The organism is Shinella sp. WSC3-e (assembly GCF_945994535.1).
GTDB classification, from domain to species: Bacteria; Pseudomonadota; Alphaproteobacteria; order Rhizobiales; family Rhizobiaceae; genus Shinella; species Shinella yambaruensis.
On the sequence record NZ_OZ000534.1, the window covers coordinates 120,381 to 136,013 of the forward strand.

Sequence of the window (15,633 nt, forward strand, 5' to 3'; positions counted from 1 at the left end):
AATCAGCTTCCGACGATCGTGCTGACGAGTTCCGAGGAACCGGCGATCACGCCGATGCCGACGATCCAGTAACCAGCGCGCCGCAGGTCCATGTAACCGAACATCCAGGCAAGGGCGATCAGGATAACCGCGATGGTGGCGAACAGCCGAAAGATGTTGCCCTGCAGGAGATCGACAACATTCTGCAGGATCGTCTCGATGCCGGCAGCCTGTGCGAAGGCCGGCTCGACGAGCATCACTAGTGTGGCGAATGCCATCGCAGACGGGGCCGCAAACGCGCGGATACGGGAACTAATACTCATTCACTCTGCTCCATTTGACTATTCTGAAACACCAGGACGGACGACCGGCGTCGGGTTTTGAAGACGTCCCATGTCGGCGCCGCTGTGATCGATGCGGTATCCTGTTCGGCGCTTTCGGCAACCACCTCCGCGATGACGTCGACAGCGGACGATGCGGGCGGGTCGCCGTTTCCCCTCCCCTCCCCCGTGTCGCCGATCGTCAGCTTGGCCATCGTCGGCGAGAGCCGTTTGATCTCGCGGCGGACCTGATCGTCGTAGTTGACCATCGCGCCGACGGAGGGATCGTCGCGGCCGTAGTAGGATTGCAGCATCACCTGCTCGGCCCTGGCGGGATCGGCTCCGGCCTTGACGGCTAGGCGGTAGTAGCCATCCAGCAGCGTGCCTGTGGCCTGGAGATTGAGGCAGGGGTCGAAGGCGTCGGAGATCGAGAGCTTTAGTTTTTGGAGTTCCTCCAACCCGATCCCACCGAGACCGAGCTGGATGTCGTGACGCTCGGCAACGAGTGACGTGGCGATTTCGATTGCCTCCGCCTTGGATGCCGGCTGCTTCTTGAGCGGTCGGCCGCTGTTGATGCGGATGTTGAAAGGCGCGAAGCGGCTTTCAAGACTGACGACGCCGGCCAGGGTTTCGGACGCAACAAAGGGTGCGCAGGTCTGCGCAAGATCGAGAAAAGCTATGGGCATGCCTAGAACCACACCCTCTGCTTGCCGACGCCGTCGATGGTCACATCGATGTATCGAGGCTTCTCGCGGACCAGAGGGCGGCTCATGGTGTAAGCTACGCACCGCTGGCGCCCGCCATCCCATTGCCATCGAGCGGAGGAGATCAAACCGGCGCGTCCCGTTCCCCCGCCGCGATCGGGCCGGCAGAGGTCATTGCTCACAACCTGCATGGCGGTCGACACGCAAGTCGCGTCTTGTCCGCGCGGACCATATCCGCCGGTCAGGCGGTAGCCTTCGTTGCAATACAGAGGTTCGTAGCGAGGACGCGAACTCTGAAAGCCAACGCCGCTGCAGGTCGGGAATGACCGTCCCTTGGCGAGCCATCTCCAGAGTTTCTGGATAGGCGGTCGGCACTCAGCGTATTGTGTCGGGCCACCGGGATTGGATAGGCACAGGATAACCTGGCAACCCCATTCGTCGGCACGAGCACTTTGTCCAGAACTAAGGTATAGTGAACCGAACCCTAACGCCGCCATGACCGTTCGAAAGAAAAGGCTCTTCATGCCCCCTACCCTCCGATTGAAATTTCGTTGGACGGCATACGAAGAATCGCCTCGCCCCAACGCTCATACTATGCAAATAATAGATAGTTAAATCGATGGCAAGCAAATTGAGTGACGGATGGAAAAACCAGGCGCTATCGGCCTTCGCGGTGCGTGAGATCTTGGAGAAGCCGCTCGAAGGCGAGACGCCACAGTCCCGGATCAAGCAGATCGGCGTGTTGAACATCCTTTATATGATGCACCTAGCCGGCGAAGCGCTAACGCTTTCAAATATCATGAAATTTACCGGAATGACCCGCAATGGTGTCGTCGAGACGATGGACCTGCTCGTTGCGCGCGGAGTGCTCGTTGAAACGCTAGGAAAGAATTCTATGGGGCGAGGAACGGCAAGGCAGTTTGAATTGTCCCCTACCGTGTTTGAGTTGCTTCGGGCAGTCGCTGGAGCGAGCTAGGTTGATTTAACTGATTAAAGTATGCCGCGACCAACACTCCCAAATAGCTAGGGGTCTGCGATAATCGCGTTTCATCATTCGGGCCGTAACGTGTCGGACTTCGCCGAGTCGCGATGAAAAGCTGCTTCGAGCGGTGCGGAATATGGCTCACGCGAGGTTATCGACTCTTTTTTGTCACGCCGCGGGGAGCTTAAGGAATTCGTTAAGTGACCCGTTTCATTGGATATTTGTAGTGCCGGGGAGGAAGCCTCTTAAGCCGTTAAGTTTCTGTTAACCAATTAAGATTTGACCGGCTTATGGAATCGCGTAATCGTTGGGCGACGTTTTTTCAGCGATTGTCAGTTTTTTTCCGTCGAGAGCGATATGCCCGCTGCTGCAGCCACCAAGCCTCTTATCGAGGAGTCCGTCTCCAAAATTACGCGCCACTCGCATTTGCTTGCGGCGCAGCTTCAGTCGCTCCGCTCACAAATGTATCCGCCTGAGGCGAAGAAGACCCTCAAAACCTTCACCTCCCGCGAAGCGGCGACGATGGTGGGCGTCGCGGAATCGACCTTGAGACAGATGTCTCTTGATGGAGAGAGCGCGGCCCCGGAGTTGCACGGCAAGGATAACCGCCGTCGCGCCTACACCCTCGCTCAAATTAACGAGATTCGCGAGCATCTTGCTAAGAAACGGCCGAAGGAAGCGCTGGACTTCCTTCCGCGTCGGCGGACCGGTGAAAAGCTCCAGATCGTAGCAGTCGCCAATTTCAAGGGTGGATCGGCCAAGACCACCACCACGGTCCATCTTGCACATTTCCTCGCGCTCCAAGGCCTGCGCGTCCTTGCGATCGATCTCGATCCACAGGCATCTTTGTCGACGATGTTCGGTTACCAGCCGGAGATTGATGTTGAAGACAATCAGACCGTATACGGTGCGATCCGCTACGATGAAGAGCAGCGTGTTTCGCTCAAGAGCGTGATCCGCAAGACCTATTTTGAGGGTGTCGACCTAGTGCCGGGCAATCTTGAGCTCATGGAATATGAGCACGAGACCCCCCAGGCTATCGTGCGCGGTGACGGCCGCGGCGAAGGCATGTTCTTCCGCCGGCTTGGATCGGTTATCGCAAGCGTCGAAGACGACTATGACGTGGTCCTTATCGATGCTCCCCCGCAGCTCGGCTACCTGACGCTTGGTGCGCTTTATGCGGCAACCGCCCTCCTCGTCACTGTCCATCCTGCGATGCTCGATGTGTCGAGCATGAACCAGTTCCTCAAGATGACGAGCGATATCCTCCAGGTCATTGAGGAAAACGGTGGTCATCTGCAACACGATTTCATCCGCTACGTGTTAACGCGCCACGATCCGAATGATGTTCCCCAAGTCAACATCGTTGCGCTTCTGCGCTCCCTTTTCGGCGAGGACGTGCTGGCACCTGTCGTCGTGGAAACAACTGCGATTGCGAGCGCGGGACTTGAGAAGAAGAGCCTTTACGAAATGGCTCGTGGAACGGTCGGCCGGGACACGCTTAATCGAGCGCTCGAATCCGTCGATAGCGTCAATCAGGAGATCCTGAACCACCTCAAGCTCGTCTGGGGGCGGACATGACGAACGCCAAGGATCGCTCCAACCGCATGAAGAGCCTGTTCGCGAACGTCGATCGGGCTGAGCTCGAGAAACACATCCCCTCCCCGGCCGCCGCCGTCGGCCGACCATCGACGTCGGGCAGCATGTCGGGCGCAGTGAAGTCGATGCAGCAGACCTTCTCGGCTGTTGAGCTGGAGAACGAGCGGCTGCGCACGCAGCTTCAGTCTGGCGAAAGCGGCATCGAGCTCGATCCCGCCGATATCATCCCAGCATTCGTGCGCGATCGAATGGACTTCGAGGATAGCCCTGAATTTGCCGGTTTCGTCGACGGTATCAGGCGAGAGGGTCAGAAGCTTCCCATTTTGGTTCGTCCCCTTCCCGATCAGCCTGGCCGTTACCAGATTGCCTATGGCCACCGCCGTCATCGGGCTTGCCAGATTATAGGGATACCCGTCAGAGCGGTCGTCGCGCCGCTGACGGATGAAGAACTGGTCGTTGCCCAAGGCATCGAAAATGCCGAGCGAGCGAATCCTTCCTTTATCGAACAGGCCATGTACGCGGTCGATCTCAAGAAGCGTGGTTTCACGCGTGAGACGATTGCGAGGGCACTCGGGCGCAACGAGGAAAAGGGACTGGCCTATATCTCGATGCTCACCGCGACCGCGAGTGCGCTACCTGAAGCTCTTGTCCGCAAGATTGGGCCAGCGCCGGCAATTGGCCGCCCGAAATGGGAAAAGCTTGGATCCTTCTTCAACGACCAAAAACTGCCGGCGGAGATTAACTCCGCACTCAATGGACTGGTCGGCTCGGAAAAGTTTTTGTCGCTGACCACCGATGAGCGGTTTCTTGCGGCTTTGCGTATTCTGGATCGGCCGTCACGCTCCGAGAACGAAAAGGCGACGGGCGAGATCGATCTTGGCCATGGGGTCGTCGTGACGACAAAGCGCACCTCGAAGGCAATGCAGATTTCAATTCCTCATGCGCCGGCGCCAGGTCTTTCGTCCTGGCTCGTGGAACGCCTGCCGGCATTGATGGAAGAATTCAAACGTTCAAACGAGGCGAGGAACTCATGAACTAAGCCCTGAAAGGAAAAGGGCTCACCGACGGCAATCGGGGAGCCCTTTGATCCGTGGCCAACAGACCGTTTCCGCTCTGTCAGCATCAGCAGTGCAAACTGATTCTAGGACGGAGCGCTCACACAATCAAGCCTTGGGCTCAATCCCCGGCTCGATATTTTGTGCGTGTTTTGCTGGCCTGTCATCAACTCAGACGTTGGAGCCGTGATCGATTCGATCACGGAATGGTCAGCTATGGTCCGAGGTACCGAGATTGCGTCCTTCAGGCGCGTCACTCCTGGAATACTCGCGAGCGCTCGGCTCGCTATGGCAAACGACATCCCCGAGGCCTCAAAGGCCGAGGTTGCTATCATTCTCAAGAAGGCGGCGCCGATCCTCGGGATCGATGGTTCGACCTATCATATTATGGATATTCTCATCGGCCTGTCGCGGGCCGACGACTGGAAGGGCTCCAAACGCCCTATCGTCGCTATCTCGAATGCCAAACTGGCAGAGTACACGGCGCGCTCCGAACGGCAGGTGAGCCGCTGCATCCGTCGGCTCGTGGAGGCCGGCATCGTCGCATATCGTGATAGTCCAACTGGAAGAAGGTTCGTCTATCGTGACAAGGATGGCGATATTTCGAAAGGCTATGGGTTGGATTTCACTCCGGCGAGGGTTCGCCTTCAAGAGTTGAAGGCCCTCGTTGACGATTTTCAGGCCCGCTTGAACAGCGAGCAGGAGGCCCGTCGGGTGATCACGCGTGCGTCGCGAGCGATCGTGGACGCATGTGACGCTTACCCTGAGCGCGCCGATGCTTGGTATGACGAACTCCAGCGGGTGAAGGCGATGGGTTTGGATAAGGAAGGCGAGGCGGAAGCTCTGGAGGCCTTTCACTCCCGCATCATACAAGAGGTCACCGTCGAGTATGAACCACATGAAATGTCATGCGAGGGTGACATCGGTGTCGCTCCTAATATTAATACAACCCTTCAAAACTCCTATGAAAGTAATAAAAAACGGTCTCGCTCTAACGAGCGAGGAATAATTCCCTCGGCTTACGGCCGCTACGCGGCCGCAGCATCAATCGAAAAAAAGTCTGCGGCGGTTCCATCAGAAAGCCAAGGTTCCAAGGCAGCAAAGCACGCTAGTTCAGTAGACCAAATCCAGTCCAACGTGCTTGCGTCCGTCTCAGTTGGCCTCGTCCGGTCGGCTTGCCCGCATGCCTGCGAAATGGCCGGCGTGGAATTTAGGAACTGGCCGGAGTTGGCGGCGGCGGCTCCAACCATGAGGGTCATGATAGGCCTGTCCGAGGTCGGCTGGATGGATGGTGTTTCGCGGGCTGGCCGGTTCGCGGCGGCCGCGGTCCTGGCCACCGTTCTTGAAAAGGCCGCCCGTTCACCCGAACAGATTTCGAGCCCCGGCGGGTATTTTAGAGCGATGATCGATCGCGCCGTAGAAGGCAGCCTGCATCTTGAAAGGAGCCTGTTCGGGCTGGCTGACGGCGCACTTAGGCGCGTGAGCGGAGTACCCTCGTGAGTGTGCCGTCAGGAGTCACAGCTGTGACTCCCCGAGTGCGGAGAAGCGTGGGATGCTATCCGCTGCCTATAGCTGAAGGCGCGTTTTTCGTAGAAAAACGTATATATTCAGTAAGTTATAAAAGTGGAGTAACAGATGTGACGGTACATCTCCTCTCCGGGGTAATACGCTTCGCAATGTCAGGAGGTGCCTGTGCCCAGCTATGATATCGACAAGCTGAAGGCCGACGTACCCTGCTCGTCGCTCCTTGAGAAAGCTGGTTGGAAAGTTGATCTCCGGGAGACCACTCCAAAGGCAATGAAATACCGACGTGGAGAAGGCGAAATTGTGATCGTCGTCCACCAAGGACGAGGGTGGTTCGATCCGACGTCCGATGCCAAAGGAGATGTGCTCGATCTAGCCAAACACCTCGGAGCACCGAATTTTTCCGCCGCTTTGAAGACCGTCGCTAAACTGGTCGGCTTTGAACCGACTGCGCCTGCATGGCAGCGGAGGTCTACGAAAAACGGGTTAGGAGAAATCGAAGGCCGGTGGACGGTGCGCCCCAACGTGAACCGTGGATCCGCTGCGTGGTCGTATTTGACGGTGCAACGTGCCATCCCCGAATTCGTTGTCTTGGGAGCCATCGCCGCTGGCAAGCTGAAGGAGGGGCCGAAGGGCACGGTCTGGGCCGCGCATACGAATTCTATAGAGCAGGTAACGGGGTGGGAGGAGCGTGGATCTGAGTGGAGAGGTTTCTCCAGCGGAGGGGCTAAGACGCTGTTCTCTCTTGGCGCAAATGACGCGCTCCGCTTGTGCGTAACGGAGGCTGCAATCGATGCGATGAGCCTTGCGGCGATTGAACTTTGTCGAGAGGATAGTCTCTATGTCAGCACCGGCGGCGGCTGGTCGCCGATCACAGCCGATCGCATCGCTTCCCTAGCGGCACGTCCAGGAAGTCACCTTGTTGCCGCCTGCGATGGAAATGATCAAGGCGATGTCTATGCTGCTAGGCTCAAGCAGATCGCAGAGCAGGCCGGCGCCGAGTTCATCAGGCTTTGGCCGGAGGCAGAGGATTGGAACGAACAACTCCGTGAGATACGATAGACGACTGGCCTGTAACCGGCAACCGAGCACACACACAGCTGACGTCTGCGACAGCCTTGACCGCGTTATGCTTAGTCGCCCCGTTTATGATTTGGCGGATAGGGCGTGACGGATGCGGTGATGTTCTCGCATTCTGGGACAAAGCGTTACCGACTGAGGGAGGAGGCAGGCTCGATTGCCAGTGGATTTCTCACACGAACCATTCCAGGTCTCGTCATCGAGCGACGAGGAGAGACATACCTGGTTTGACCGCTTTAGGACTAGGCCTGTAGCGTTCCATATGCGAACGAAAAGGCTCGACGTTGAGCCTCATGGCGGCCCCTTCTCGATCAAGGCCGTGTTTCATGGGAGCGAAACCTATCATTTCGCGAACCGACGAGTGCGCGTTGCGCCAGGCGAAATTCTCATCGTCGCCCCCGAGACGATCTACGCCAGTTCGATCAACACGTCGGTCGAGACTGACAGTTTCTCGGTCTTCATTCCGGGGCACCTGCTTGGAGGAGACTGTGACAACCAGATCGGCCAATTTCTCGATCGTGGACTCGACGCGCTCAACCTGGTTGGGCAACTGCACCTCCATCAATGTCTAGCGAACTTATCGACCGCGCTGGAGGAAGACTGCGAGTTGGCGATCGACGAAGGGTTTGCGTGCCTTTTGAACGAAATTGGCTTGAGCTGCGGAACGCTCGGCACATCCTGCGAAAAGATCGACGCACGCAAGCCAGCGCGACGCGCCGAACTCCTCCGTCGTGTCCTCCGCGCCAAGGCGTTGATCGACGCAGATCCATGCAGGGCGCTTCCCCTGGCAGACCTCGCGACCGAAGCATGTCTCTCGCCATATCACTTGCTACGCGTTTTCAAGGCGGCCTTCGGCAAGACACCCGGACAATATTTGACGGCGCGGCGTATGGAGAGAGCTGGCGAACTGCTCGCCGCCGGCAGAGAGCAGACGATAGCTGCTGTCGCGAGCGACTGCGGCTATTCCAATCCCTCGGCTTTCGCTCGGGCCTTTCGGCGACACTGGGGCCATGCCCCGGCCGCCTTGCATTCGGTCCCGTTGAAATAGCAAGATCGGCACAGCTGACCTGTGCATGATCATAGCTGTCTTGATCATCTTCTGGGGAATGCTGATGAGAGCGTTTGAATTTGGACTGTGCCTGTTGCTCGCGCTGGCGGGCCTTGGCCATCTGACCGGAACCTTTCTCTTCTACACAGCGGGCACCGACATTTTCGTTTGGTCGCTTTCTGCGTCCGCCTTCGTCTTCGCGATCGTATTTCTTCATGCAGTTCGCATTCTGCGGCCGGAGGACGCGCTGATTGGCAACGCGGCGTTCTTGTTCTCGCTGATTTGGGTCGTCCTCGCGTTCCTGTTTGCGCTTGTTGAGGGAAATCCAGCAGATCCCAGGGCGCTGATGCACATTGTAGCCAGTGGGGGACTCGCTATCACGGCCCTCCGCCAGCGGACGATGTGTGCTCAGGGCGTGTCGAAACGCCGGTCCTGAGTTGGGAAATCGACGGCCATGAAGGGAGGGGAACCGCTGCCGCCGATCAGTTCCCGAAGACGATGCAGGCGCCGCCAGCTTTGCGGACTTCAACGCAAACGGCCTCGGCCTCCTGCCGGGTTTGGCGGCCGACGCGGGCCGTGTATCGCAGCCTTGTTCCGAAGGCACGGTTGCGTTCCTTCTGGATCAGTGGCTTTTCCTTGTTCAGCGGCTCGGGCAGGGACCGGACGGTCGACAGGAACAGCCTGACCGCCACCGCCTTCTGGAAATGCCCAGCGAGTTGTGCGCCCCAAGGCGCCCAGACGCCTTCTGCCTCAAATTCCAGGGCCTTGAGGCGCCGCGTTTCGGCAAGCGCGATGCAGGCGTCCTCGAAGGAACTCTGCCCATCGAGGCGCAGGTCGATGGTTGCGGGCGGGTTATCGCGCCAGTCCTCGGCCGGATGAGCCGTGATATCGAGAACGTAGTTGCGGTTTTCTGCGGCAGGCTTCCGGTTTTCAGGAACGCCTGCAGCCCACTTTCGCCGGCATTGTAGGCTGCGGCAGCCAGGCCGAGATTGCCGAATCGGTTCCGCAGTTCATCGAGATACTCGGCCGATTTCTGCAATGCCTCCAGAGCGTCAAAAACTGTTCGAGAGGCCGCGCAGTCTCGCGGTGGAAGGAATGAATTGTGCGATCCCTTCCGCGCCCTTCGGGCTGACCGCATCGGGACAAAACCGGCTTTCCCTCCAGATCAGCCGGGCAAAGAAATCGGGCGGCAGATCATTCTCGCCGGCGAAGTGGGCAAGCGCCGTGCATATATCGCGATTGAAGCTGCCCGCACGGACGCAGAGCTTTCCAGCGCTGGTGGTTGTGGAATACAGACAAGGCGGCGCTCGCCATTCAATCTGGCCGAATGCGGCATCCGTCGGCATGCTGGAGACCAGCGCGGCCGCAGCCAACTTGGCAAGTCTTTCCCTGTCCCATCTTAGTCGTGCGTGCCACATCGCTACGTCATACCACTGGTGGGGAAGGCGAGGGAGGAGCCTGTATGTTGCGCCGGCGGGTCGCCGCCTATATTCGCGTCCGCGGGAAGTTAGAAGATTGGGAAGCGCGGTCCGACCTAAACGACATTCGGGCATGGCCTCCTCCGGCCAATTTGTGCTGGATATGTCTATCGCGACGACATGTCATCGAAATGTGTCGATGGAATTGGAGGCCTTCGACATGTCGCTATATCCGCAAGGGCCTTGTTCAGGCGCGGGGCCTACGGATAAACGATCCATAGGTGCCCAAGCCACATCGGCCTCTCGGAAATCGGAGCAACATTTATGACCCGCGAACTTTCTCTTCCACGCGACCGAATTTCCGTGCTTCTGCTCGAAGGCATTAGCCAGACCGCCGTGGACTGCTTTTCTTCGGCCGGCTATGCCAACCTCATTCATTTGCCGAAGGCGCTGGACGACAAGGATCTTAAGAGCCACATCGCCGACGCTCATATCATCGGCATTCGTTCCCGCACGCAGCTGACTGACGAGATTTTTGAGTCCGCCAAGAAATTGATCGCCGTCGGCTGTTTCTCCGTCGGGACGAACCAGGTCGATCTGCACGCGGCGCGGCGGCGCGGCATTCCGGTGTTCAATGCACCTTACTCAAATACGCGATCGGTGGCCGAGCTTGTGATCGGCGAGATTATCATGCTGACGCGGCAGATATTTCCGCGCTCGGCTTCCGCGCATCAAGGTGGATGGGAGAAGTCCGCTGTCGGGAGCCGAGAGGTCCGCGGCAAAACGCTCGGTATCGTCGGCTACGGAAATATCGGATCGCAGCTCAGCGCACTTGCCGAAAGCATGGGCATGATCGTGCGCTACTTCGATCTTTCCGATCGGCTGCGCCACGGCAATTCGGAGTCGATGGCTTCGCTCGGCGAGCTTCTCGAAATTTCTGACTATGTGACAATGCATGTGCCCGAAACACCTTCGACGCACAACATGATCACCGAAACCGAATTGCGGCGAATGAAGAAGGGCGCCATCTTCATCAATAATTCTCGCGGCACGGTGGTCGATCTCGATGCGCTTGCGAAGGTGCTGAAAGAGGGGCATCTGGCGGGTGCTGCTGTCGACGTGTTTCCCAAGGAGCCGGCTTCGAACAACGAGCGTTTTGAGACGCCGTTGCAAGGCCTGAGCAATGTCATTCTGACGCCGCATATCGGCGGTTCCACCGAGGAAGCCCAGGAGCGCATCGGCGGAGAGGTGTCAAGGAAGCTGGTCGAGTATTCTGACATCGGCTCAACGATGGGCGCCGTCAACTTTCCGCAGGTACAACTGCCCGAGCGCCCGAACGGCACGCGCTTCATTCACGTGCATGAAAACCGCCCCGGCATGCTCATCCAGCTCAACGAGATCTTCTCGTCGCGCGGGCTGAACATAATCGCTGAGTTCCTTCAGACGCATGGCGACACCGGCTACGTGGTGATCGAGGCCGAAGGCATCTCCGATAAGGCCGACGAGATACTACAGGCCCTACGCAAAATTCCTGGAACGATACGGGCACGATTGGTCTACTGACAGCTGGCCGGGGGGGGGCTTTTTCTTTCCCGATTTGGATTGACCCCCTGAGAGGAAAAACCCGACGGCAAACCTTGACCTAACGGTTTCACGCCGGGAAGGGGAGGGGCCTGTCAAAGCCCGGCCGCTTTGGTGAGATTGACCCTGAAGCGGTCGCGCCGGCGCTGGTAGCGGCGGGTCATCTCCGCCGAGGTATGACCGAGCTGCTTTTGCATATGTCGCTCGTCGACCTCCGCCGAGGAGGCAAGGCCGGCGCGCAACGAGTGCCCGGCGAATTTCTGGCCCCGTTCGGCCTCGGAGAGATCGCTGCGCACACCGGCGGCGAGTGCGGTCTTCTTGACGAGGCGGGCGACCTCCTGGTCGTTCAGCCGGTCCGGCCCGACATCTTTGCCTTTCCCGGTCACGCGCCGGAAGAGGGGGCCTTTGGCAAGCTTGGCGAACTTGATCCAGCTTTCCAGCGCGGCAACAGGGCAGGTGGCATCGGACGAGCCGCGCCCGATCTCGACCTCGCGCCAGCCGGTCTTGCCACGCAGGGTGAGCAGCGCGCCCTTGTCGAAGATCTCGATCCAGCCGCGGCCGTCCTCTGTCTGGTCGCGGCCGAGATCCAGCCCGGTGATTTCCGAGCGGCGCAGACCGCCGGCGAAACCGACGAGCAGCATGGCCCGGTCCCGCAGGCCACGCAGCGTTCCCCGCTCGAGGGTTTCGAGCATGGCGATCAGGTCTTCCGGCAGGATGGCCTCCTTCTGCCGCGGCGGGGCGGCGTGGCGGTTGCGGATGCCGGCCATCACCGTGGCGATCGTCCGGTCCTTGCGGTCGAGTTTCTGCTCGCCGCGCTGGGCATAGTTCCAACCGAGGGCGGCGAGGCGCCGCTCGATGGTCGAGACACTGTCGGGTTTCCCACCGCGTGTCGCGGTGCCAGCGGCGGTGCCAATGGCACTGCCGGAGGCGCACGCGGTGATGTAGAGCCCGACGACCTGCGGATCCGGTGGCAGGGGCGAAAAATTCTGGCGCCGGCACCAGGCGGTAAAATGCTTCCAATCTGCCGCATAAGCCCGCCGCGTATTGGCCGAACTGGCGGCCGCGACGTAACCGCGTGCGCGCTCGGTCAGATCCTGCAGCTGGGCCGGTAGGGGAGGGGGCGTTGAGGCCGCAGCGACGGCGGTGGAAATGCCGTCGGTCGACGCCGTGCTGTGTTGCGGCGCAGAGCGCTCCGGAGTGTTGAATTCGCTGTTTTCGTCGATGATCTGGGCCATTTCTCTATAATGTGCATAATGAACGATAAGGCAAGCTTATCCATCATTATAGAGGAGAGACAAGCCGTGCGGTTATAAGGCAAAATGCTGGCATAGTCCGCACATTTGGTCTAACCTGTTGGCCATGGATTCGCCCGTCGCCTCGTCTGTTGCCGCCCCGACGTTCACGACCGCGTTGCCCGGCTGGGCCCTGCCGCGTGGCCGCGAGCCGGACGAACTCGCTGCCGCCTTCGCCGCCGGCATCGCCTTGAAATCGCTCGACGATCTTGTCCGCTCTGCCTCCATCTGGGCCGGCTGCTGGCGTTCTCGCCAGGCCCTGAAATGTGCCGCCGTCGCGGTCCGGCTGATGGGCCGCAGCGAGAATGAGCCCGCGTTGCGGGACGCGCTTTTGCTCACCGCAACTGGCGACGATCCCGGCCCAGCCGGAAAGGTGTTTTTGGCCACCAAAAGGCTTTCCACGCGAAAACCCGCCTTTTCCTCGAAAGCGGTGGCCGAGCTCGCCGACCTGTTGGGGCTGGCCTGGGACGATCGGCTGGCCGCGGCCGTCGACTATGCCGATGACGCGCTGCAATCCGGTCGCCCGGCGCCGCTTGCCGCGGCGGACCTGGTCACGGCCATCCATGCCGTGCGGCCGGATGCCGAGCCGCTCGCTTGGATGCTCGCCGATAGGATGATCGCCGCGCTGCTGAAATGGGATTGTGCCGTGCCGCTGCTGATGGCCGAGCGTTATGGCTCCGCCTTTAAGACGCTTGGGGGCAGGGGCCGCGTGCGCCCGGGTGATGCCGCCTTCGCCCGCGCCGTCTGCCTCGCTGTGGTCGAGGGGACGAGCGCGGCCTTGCGCACCGCTGGCGAGATCGCCCGTCGCGCCGAGACGCTGCGCACCGCGGCGCCAAAGGTTCGGACGAAGGGCGCCGGCGCCGTCATCGAGGCCCTGCTGAACGAGGACGCCGTGGCAGCCTCGGCGCCCGGCAGCAATCTCTCACGCTGGGCGGCGACCCGGCTGTTCGAGAGACTGGAAGGCTTTGGCGGCGTGCGCGAACTGTCCGGCCGCAGCGCGTTCCGGATCTATGGGCTGTGACGATGGGTGAGCCGGATGAACCTGGCAAAACACGGACGTCTCGGAAGAAGGACGCAAGCGAACGCTTGTTGGATCGGGAGCTGGTGAATCTACCGCCGGAGCTGCGCTGGCGGGAATGGATGCTGCGCGTCGAGGCGGTGATCTTTGCCGCGGCCGAACCGGTCAGCCGCGAGACACTGGCGCGTGTCGTCGGCAAGGACTGCAGCATCGATTTGCTCATCGATGACCTGCGCGAGGAGTTGAAGGGCCGGCCCTATGACATCGTCTCTGTCGCCGGCGGCTGGCAGCACCTAACACGTCCGGCCTACGCGTCCGCGATCCGGGCGTCGCAAGCGTCGACGGGGGGAGGGCCGCCGGCGCTGTCCGACTTCGAGGCGATGGTGCTGGTGGCGATCGCGTATTTTCAGCCGATCACCCGCGGCGACCTGTCAAAAATCTTCGGCAAGGAGGTCAGCCGCGACACCATCGCCAGCCTGCGCAATGCCAACTTTCTCGCCTCCGGCCCGCGCAGCCCGACGCCGGGCGCGCCCTATACCTACGTTACGACCAAACACTTCCTCATCGCTTTCGGCATGGAGACGCTGCGCGATCTGCCCGACATCGAGGCGCTGGAGGATGCCGGGCTGCTCAGCCGAACGGCTGCTGCTCCCGACCGTGAATTTCCGGACGCCGATGACGTCGAACCGTAGCGACAGGGGTTCGCTAGCCGCCCACCGTCGCTGAATATCGGCCAGCGCGTGGTCTTCATTTACGATAAAGTATCGGTCATCCCAGCGTAGCAACCGTTGCCTTTCTTGCCTCCTCCACTTCCTCGAAGTGTCTTTCGAGATCGCCATGAATGGGCTTGTCAGGAACTGGCAGCGACAAAAGGTGCCGCCAGCGCTTGTCTATCGCCTCGAGTGAAACTTCGTCGATCAGTCCGCGCTTGGTCTGGCTGGCAAACAGGTGCCTGAGCTGGGTGGGAACATCCTTTTTTTCCTCCAGACGTTTCGTGATCCACAGGGTTACGTCCACCAATTCCAATCCGGCGCTTTCATCGCCGGGCGTAAATGTTGGTGGGACTTCCGGCATCATCGAATAATCGAACTTTGGCATACCTGGACCGAAATCGGTGTTATGTTTGACGGCCCGGAGGCTCTCGTACCAGCTCGCAAGTTCGCCTTGTGCCTTGTTGAATTCGGTCTGGCGATCAACCGTGATCTTGCGGATGGAGCGCCCCTTCCTGTTTGACTGCACGGCCATGACCTGCATAACCTGCTGAAAGCCGACTAGGTTCGGTGAAATCTGCAGGGCCGTGTCCTTGTTGCCAACGCCATACTCGATCTCGAACGGGTTCGCCGCTGCCCACTTCAATGCGCCTGAAACAAGTTCTCGGGAGCGTGCGTCGGGAAGCCGATCGACACGAGAAAGCAGAGCATTGCAGATTGTAACCAACGCGGACGCGCTCTTCGCCGAATTGGTTTCCCTACGCGCTGCCCAAGCGTCTTTCCTCAGTTGGTCATCGAAGAGGAATGCGACCTTCATTAGCATTGGGTAACGAAGGGGAGTGAAGTAGTGATGCCAAGACACGGCCTTGTTCATTTCGGAGTCGAACACCTGGTCATAGAAGCTGATCACCGCGTGATCTTCTTTGGTAACCTTGAGCAGAGAGAATCGCAGGTCGTGTTTCTTGCTGAAGTCTGCGATCCGTTTTGCTATCGGGATAAGGCGCCCTACACCGAGTTCGGCGGCGTGGATACGCCTGACGCCCAGTTCCTTCCTGAGCTCTGTCAGCAAGGGTTCAGCAATAACATCAAGATTGGCCGAGCAGCCGAGCACTCCATAGAACAGCTTGGGTTGGTTTGCGTCGAATAGGTTAAGACCGGTATTTCCGCTTTCATCGATGTAGTAGTACATGGCTTGTCCCAGGGTTTAGTCGTACCGCGGCAGTGGCGACACCGTAGTCAAAAGACAACGTCCAATCTCCGGTTTTTGCAACGGGTCGTTTTTGATCTTCGGGTTGCCATGGCGATCACGGCGCAGAAGATACA

15 protein-coding genes and 1 pseudogene are annotated in these 15,633 nt (G+C 59.5%); 10 read left to right on the forward strand and 6 right to left on the reverse strand.

Annotated elements, in window-relative coordinates:
- Positions 1-2: 2 nt before the first annotated feature.
- The 3 genes from AABF56_RS31145 to AABF56_RS31155 are packed head-to-tail and all read right to left on the reverse strand — an operon-like array spanning position 3 to position 1,527.
- On the reverse strand, positions 3-302 hold the full coding sequence (locus AABF56_RS31145; protein ID WP_272809160.1) for a TrbC/VirB2 family protein: 300 nt from the start codon (positions 300-302) through the stop codon (positions 3-5).
- Entirely contained in the window at positions 299-985 is a 687-nt protein-coding gene (locus tag AABF56_RS31150) for a lytic transglycosylase domain-containing protein (protein WP_272809181.1), read from the reverse strand. Before AABF56_RS31150 ends, AABF56_RS31145 begins: the two co-directional genes overlap by 4 nt.
- Positions 986-987: 2 nt before the next feature.
- Positions 988-1,527, reverse strand: coding sequence for a hypothetical protein (locus AABF56_RS31155; protein ID WP_272809161.1), 540 nt, complete (start codon positions 1,525-1,527; stop codon positions 988-990).
- A gap of 95 nt (positions 1,528-1,622) precedes the next feature.
- Between AABF56_RS31155 and AABF56_RS31160 the strand changes: the two genes are divergently transcribed.
- The 7 genes from AABF56_RS31160 (at position 1,623) to AABF56_RS31190 (ending at position 8,727) form a co-directional block, all read left to right on the forward strand.
- Positions 1,623-1,979: a transcriptional regulator gene (locus AABF56_RS31160; RefSeq protein ID WP_272809162.1), complete on the forward strand. Its 357-nt coding sequence runs from the start codon at positions 1,623-1,625 to the stop codon at positions 1,977-1,979.
- A 363-nt stretch (positions 1,980-2,342) separates the two neighbouring features.
- On the forward strand, positions 2,343-3,566 hold the full coding sequence (repA, locus tag AABF56_RS31165; RefSeq protein ID WP_272809163.1) for a plasmid partitioning protein RepA: 1,224 nt from the start codon (positions 2,343-2,345) through the stop codon (positions 3,564-3,566).
- Positions 3,563-4,618, forward strand: coding sequence for a plasmid partitioning protein RepB (repB, locus tag AABF56_RS31170; RefSeq protein WP_272809164.1), 1,056 nt, complete (start codon positions 3,563-3,565; stop codon positions 4,616-4,618). The genes repA and repB overlap by 4 nt, the downstream gene beginning before the upstream one ends.
- Before the next feature lie 237 nt (positions 4,619-4,855).
- Positions 4,856-6,139, forward strand: a complete 1,284-nt coding sequence (repC, locus tag AABF56_RS31175; protein WP_272809182.1) for a plasmid replication protein RepC — start codon at positions 4,856-4,858, stop codon at positions 6,137-6,139.
- Positions 6,140-6,331: 192 nt separating this feature from the next.
- A complete protein-coding gene (locus tag AABF56_RS31180; RefSeq protein ID WP_272809165.1) occupies positions 6,332-7,225 on the forward strand; it encodes a DUF3991 and toprim domain-containing protein in 894 nt (297 codons plus the stop codon).
- Positions 7,226-7,505: 280 nt separating this feature from the next.
- Positions 7,506-8,291: a helix-turn-helix domain-containing protein gene (locus AABF56_RS31185; RefSeq protein ID WP_272809166.1), complete on the forward strand. Its 786-nt coding sequence runs from the start codon at positions 7,506-7,508 to the stop codon at positions 8,289-8,291.
- A gap of 25 nt (positions 8,292-8,316) precedes the next feature.
- Positions 8,317-8,727, forward strand: a complete 411-nt coding sequence (locus tag AABF56_RS31190; RefSeq protein ID WP_272809167.1) for a hypothetical protein — start codon at positions 8,317-8,319, stop codon at positions 8,725-8,727.
- Between the two features lie 46 nt (positions 8,728-8,773).
- On the opposite strand, the pseudogene AABF56_RS31195 reads toward AABF56_RS31190, so the two are convergent.
- Positions 8,774-9,637 (reverse strand): annotated as a pseudogene (locus AABF56_RS31195) (lytic transglycosylase domain-containing protein).
- A 396-nt stretch (positions 9,638-10,033) separates the two neighbouring features.
- On the opposite strand from AABF56_RS31195, the gene serA reads away from it, so the two are divergent.
- Entirely contained in the window at positions 10,034-11,272 is a 1,239-nt protein-coding gene (serA, locus tag AABF56_RS31200) for a phosphoglycerate dehydrogenase (protein WP_272809168.1), read from the forward strand.
- 113 nt (positions 11,273-11,385) lie between these two features.
- Here serA and AABF56_RS31205 read toward each other — a convergent pair whose 3' ends face one another.
- Positions 11,386-12,525 carry a tyrosine-type recombinase/integrase gene (locus tag AABF56_RS31205; protein WP_272809169.1) on the reverse strand — a complete coding sequence of 380 codons (1,140 nt, stop codon included), beginning with the start codon at positions 12,523-12,525 and terminating at the stop codon, positions 11,386-11,388.
- Positions 12,526-12,649: 124 nt separating this feature from the next.
- On the opposite strand from AABF56_RS31205, the gene AABF56_RS31210 reads away from it, so the two are divergent.
- Positions 12,650-13,603, forward strand: a complete 954-nt coding sequence (locus AABF56_RS31210; RefSeq protein ID WP_133037094.1) for a DUF1403 family protein — start codon at positions 12,650-12,652, stop codon at positions 13,601-13,603.
- 2 nt (positions 13,604-13,605) lie between these two features.
- Positions 13,606-14,292 carry an SMC-Scp complex subunit ScpB gene (gene scpB / locus AABF56_RS31215; RefSeq protein WP_272809170.1) on the forward strand — a complete coding sequence of 229 codons (687 nt, stop codon included), beginning with the start codon at positions 13,606-13,608 and terminating at the stop codon, positions 14,290-14,292.
- Positions 14,293-14,368: 76 nt separating this feature from the next.
- On the opposite strand, the gene AABF56_RS31220 is transcribed toward scpB, so the two are convergent.
- On the reverse strand, positions 14,369-15,499 hold the full coding sequence (locus tag AABF56_RS31220; RefSeq protein ID WP_272809171.1) for a DUF3800 domain-containing protein: 1,131 nt from the start codon (positions 15,497-15,499) through the stop codon (positions 14,369-14,371).
- Positions 15,500-15,633 lie beyond the last annotated feature (134 nt).

Bases quoted from the DNA above. Each gene is read 5' to 3' on its own strand.
- serA (WP_272809168.1), top strand. From the start codon at position 10,034: ATGACCCGCGAACTTTCTCTTCCACGCGACCGAATTTCCGTGCTTCTG.
- AABF56_RS31160 (WP_272809162.1), top strand. From the start codon at position 1,623: ATGGCAAGCAAATTGAGTGACGGATGGAAAAACCAGGCGCTATCGGCC.
- AABF56_RS31145 (WP_272809160.1), bottom strand. From the start codon at position 302: ATGAGTATTAGTTCCCGTATCCGCGCGTTTGCGGCCCCGTCTGCGATG.
- scpB (WP_272809170.1), top strand. From the start codon at position 13,606: ATGGGTGAGCCGGATGAACCTGGCAAAACACGGACGTCTCGGAAGAAG.
- repC (WP_272809182.1), top strand. From the start codon at position 4,856: ATGGTCCGAGGTACCGAGATTGCGTCCTTCAGGCGCGTCACTCCTGGA.
- repB (WP_272809164.1), top strand. From the start codon at position 3,563: ATGACGAACGCCAAGGATCGCTCCAACCGCATGAAGAGCCTGTTCGCG.
- AABF56_RS31185 (WP_272809166.1), top strand. From the start codon at position 7,506: ATGCGAACGAAAAGGCTCGACGTTGAGCCTCATGGCGGCCCCTTCTCG.
- AABF56_RS31210 (WP_133037094.1), top strand. From the start codon at position 12,650: ATGGATTCGCCCGTCGCCTCGTCTGTTGCCGCCCCGACGTTCACGACC.
- AABF56_RS31190 (WP_272809167.1), top strand. From the start codon at position 8,317: ATGATCATAGCTGTCTTGATCATCTTCTGGGGAATGCTGATGAGAGCG.
- AABF56_RS31150 (WP_272809181.1), bottom strand. From the start codon at position 985: ATGCCCATAGCTTTTCTCGATCTTGCGCAGACCTGCGCACCCTTTGTT.
- repA (WP_272809163.1), top strand. From the start codon at position 2,343: ATGCCCGCTGCTGCAGCCACCAAGCCTCTTATCGAGGAGTCCGTCTCC.
- AABF56_RS31205 (WP_272809169.1), bottom strand. From the start codon at position 12,525: ATGGCCCAGATCATCGACGAAAACAGCGAATTCAACACTCCGGAGCGC.
- AABF56_RS31220 (WP_272809171.1), bottom strand. From the start codon at position 15,499: ATGTACTACTACATCGATGAAAGCGGAAATACCGGTCTTAACCTATTC.
- AABF56_RS31155 (WP_272809161.1), bottom strand. From the start codon at position 1,527: ATGAAGAGCCTTTTCTTTCGAACGGTCATGGCGGCGTTAGGGTTCGGT.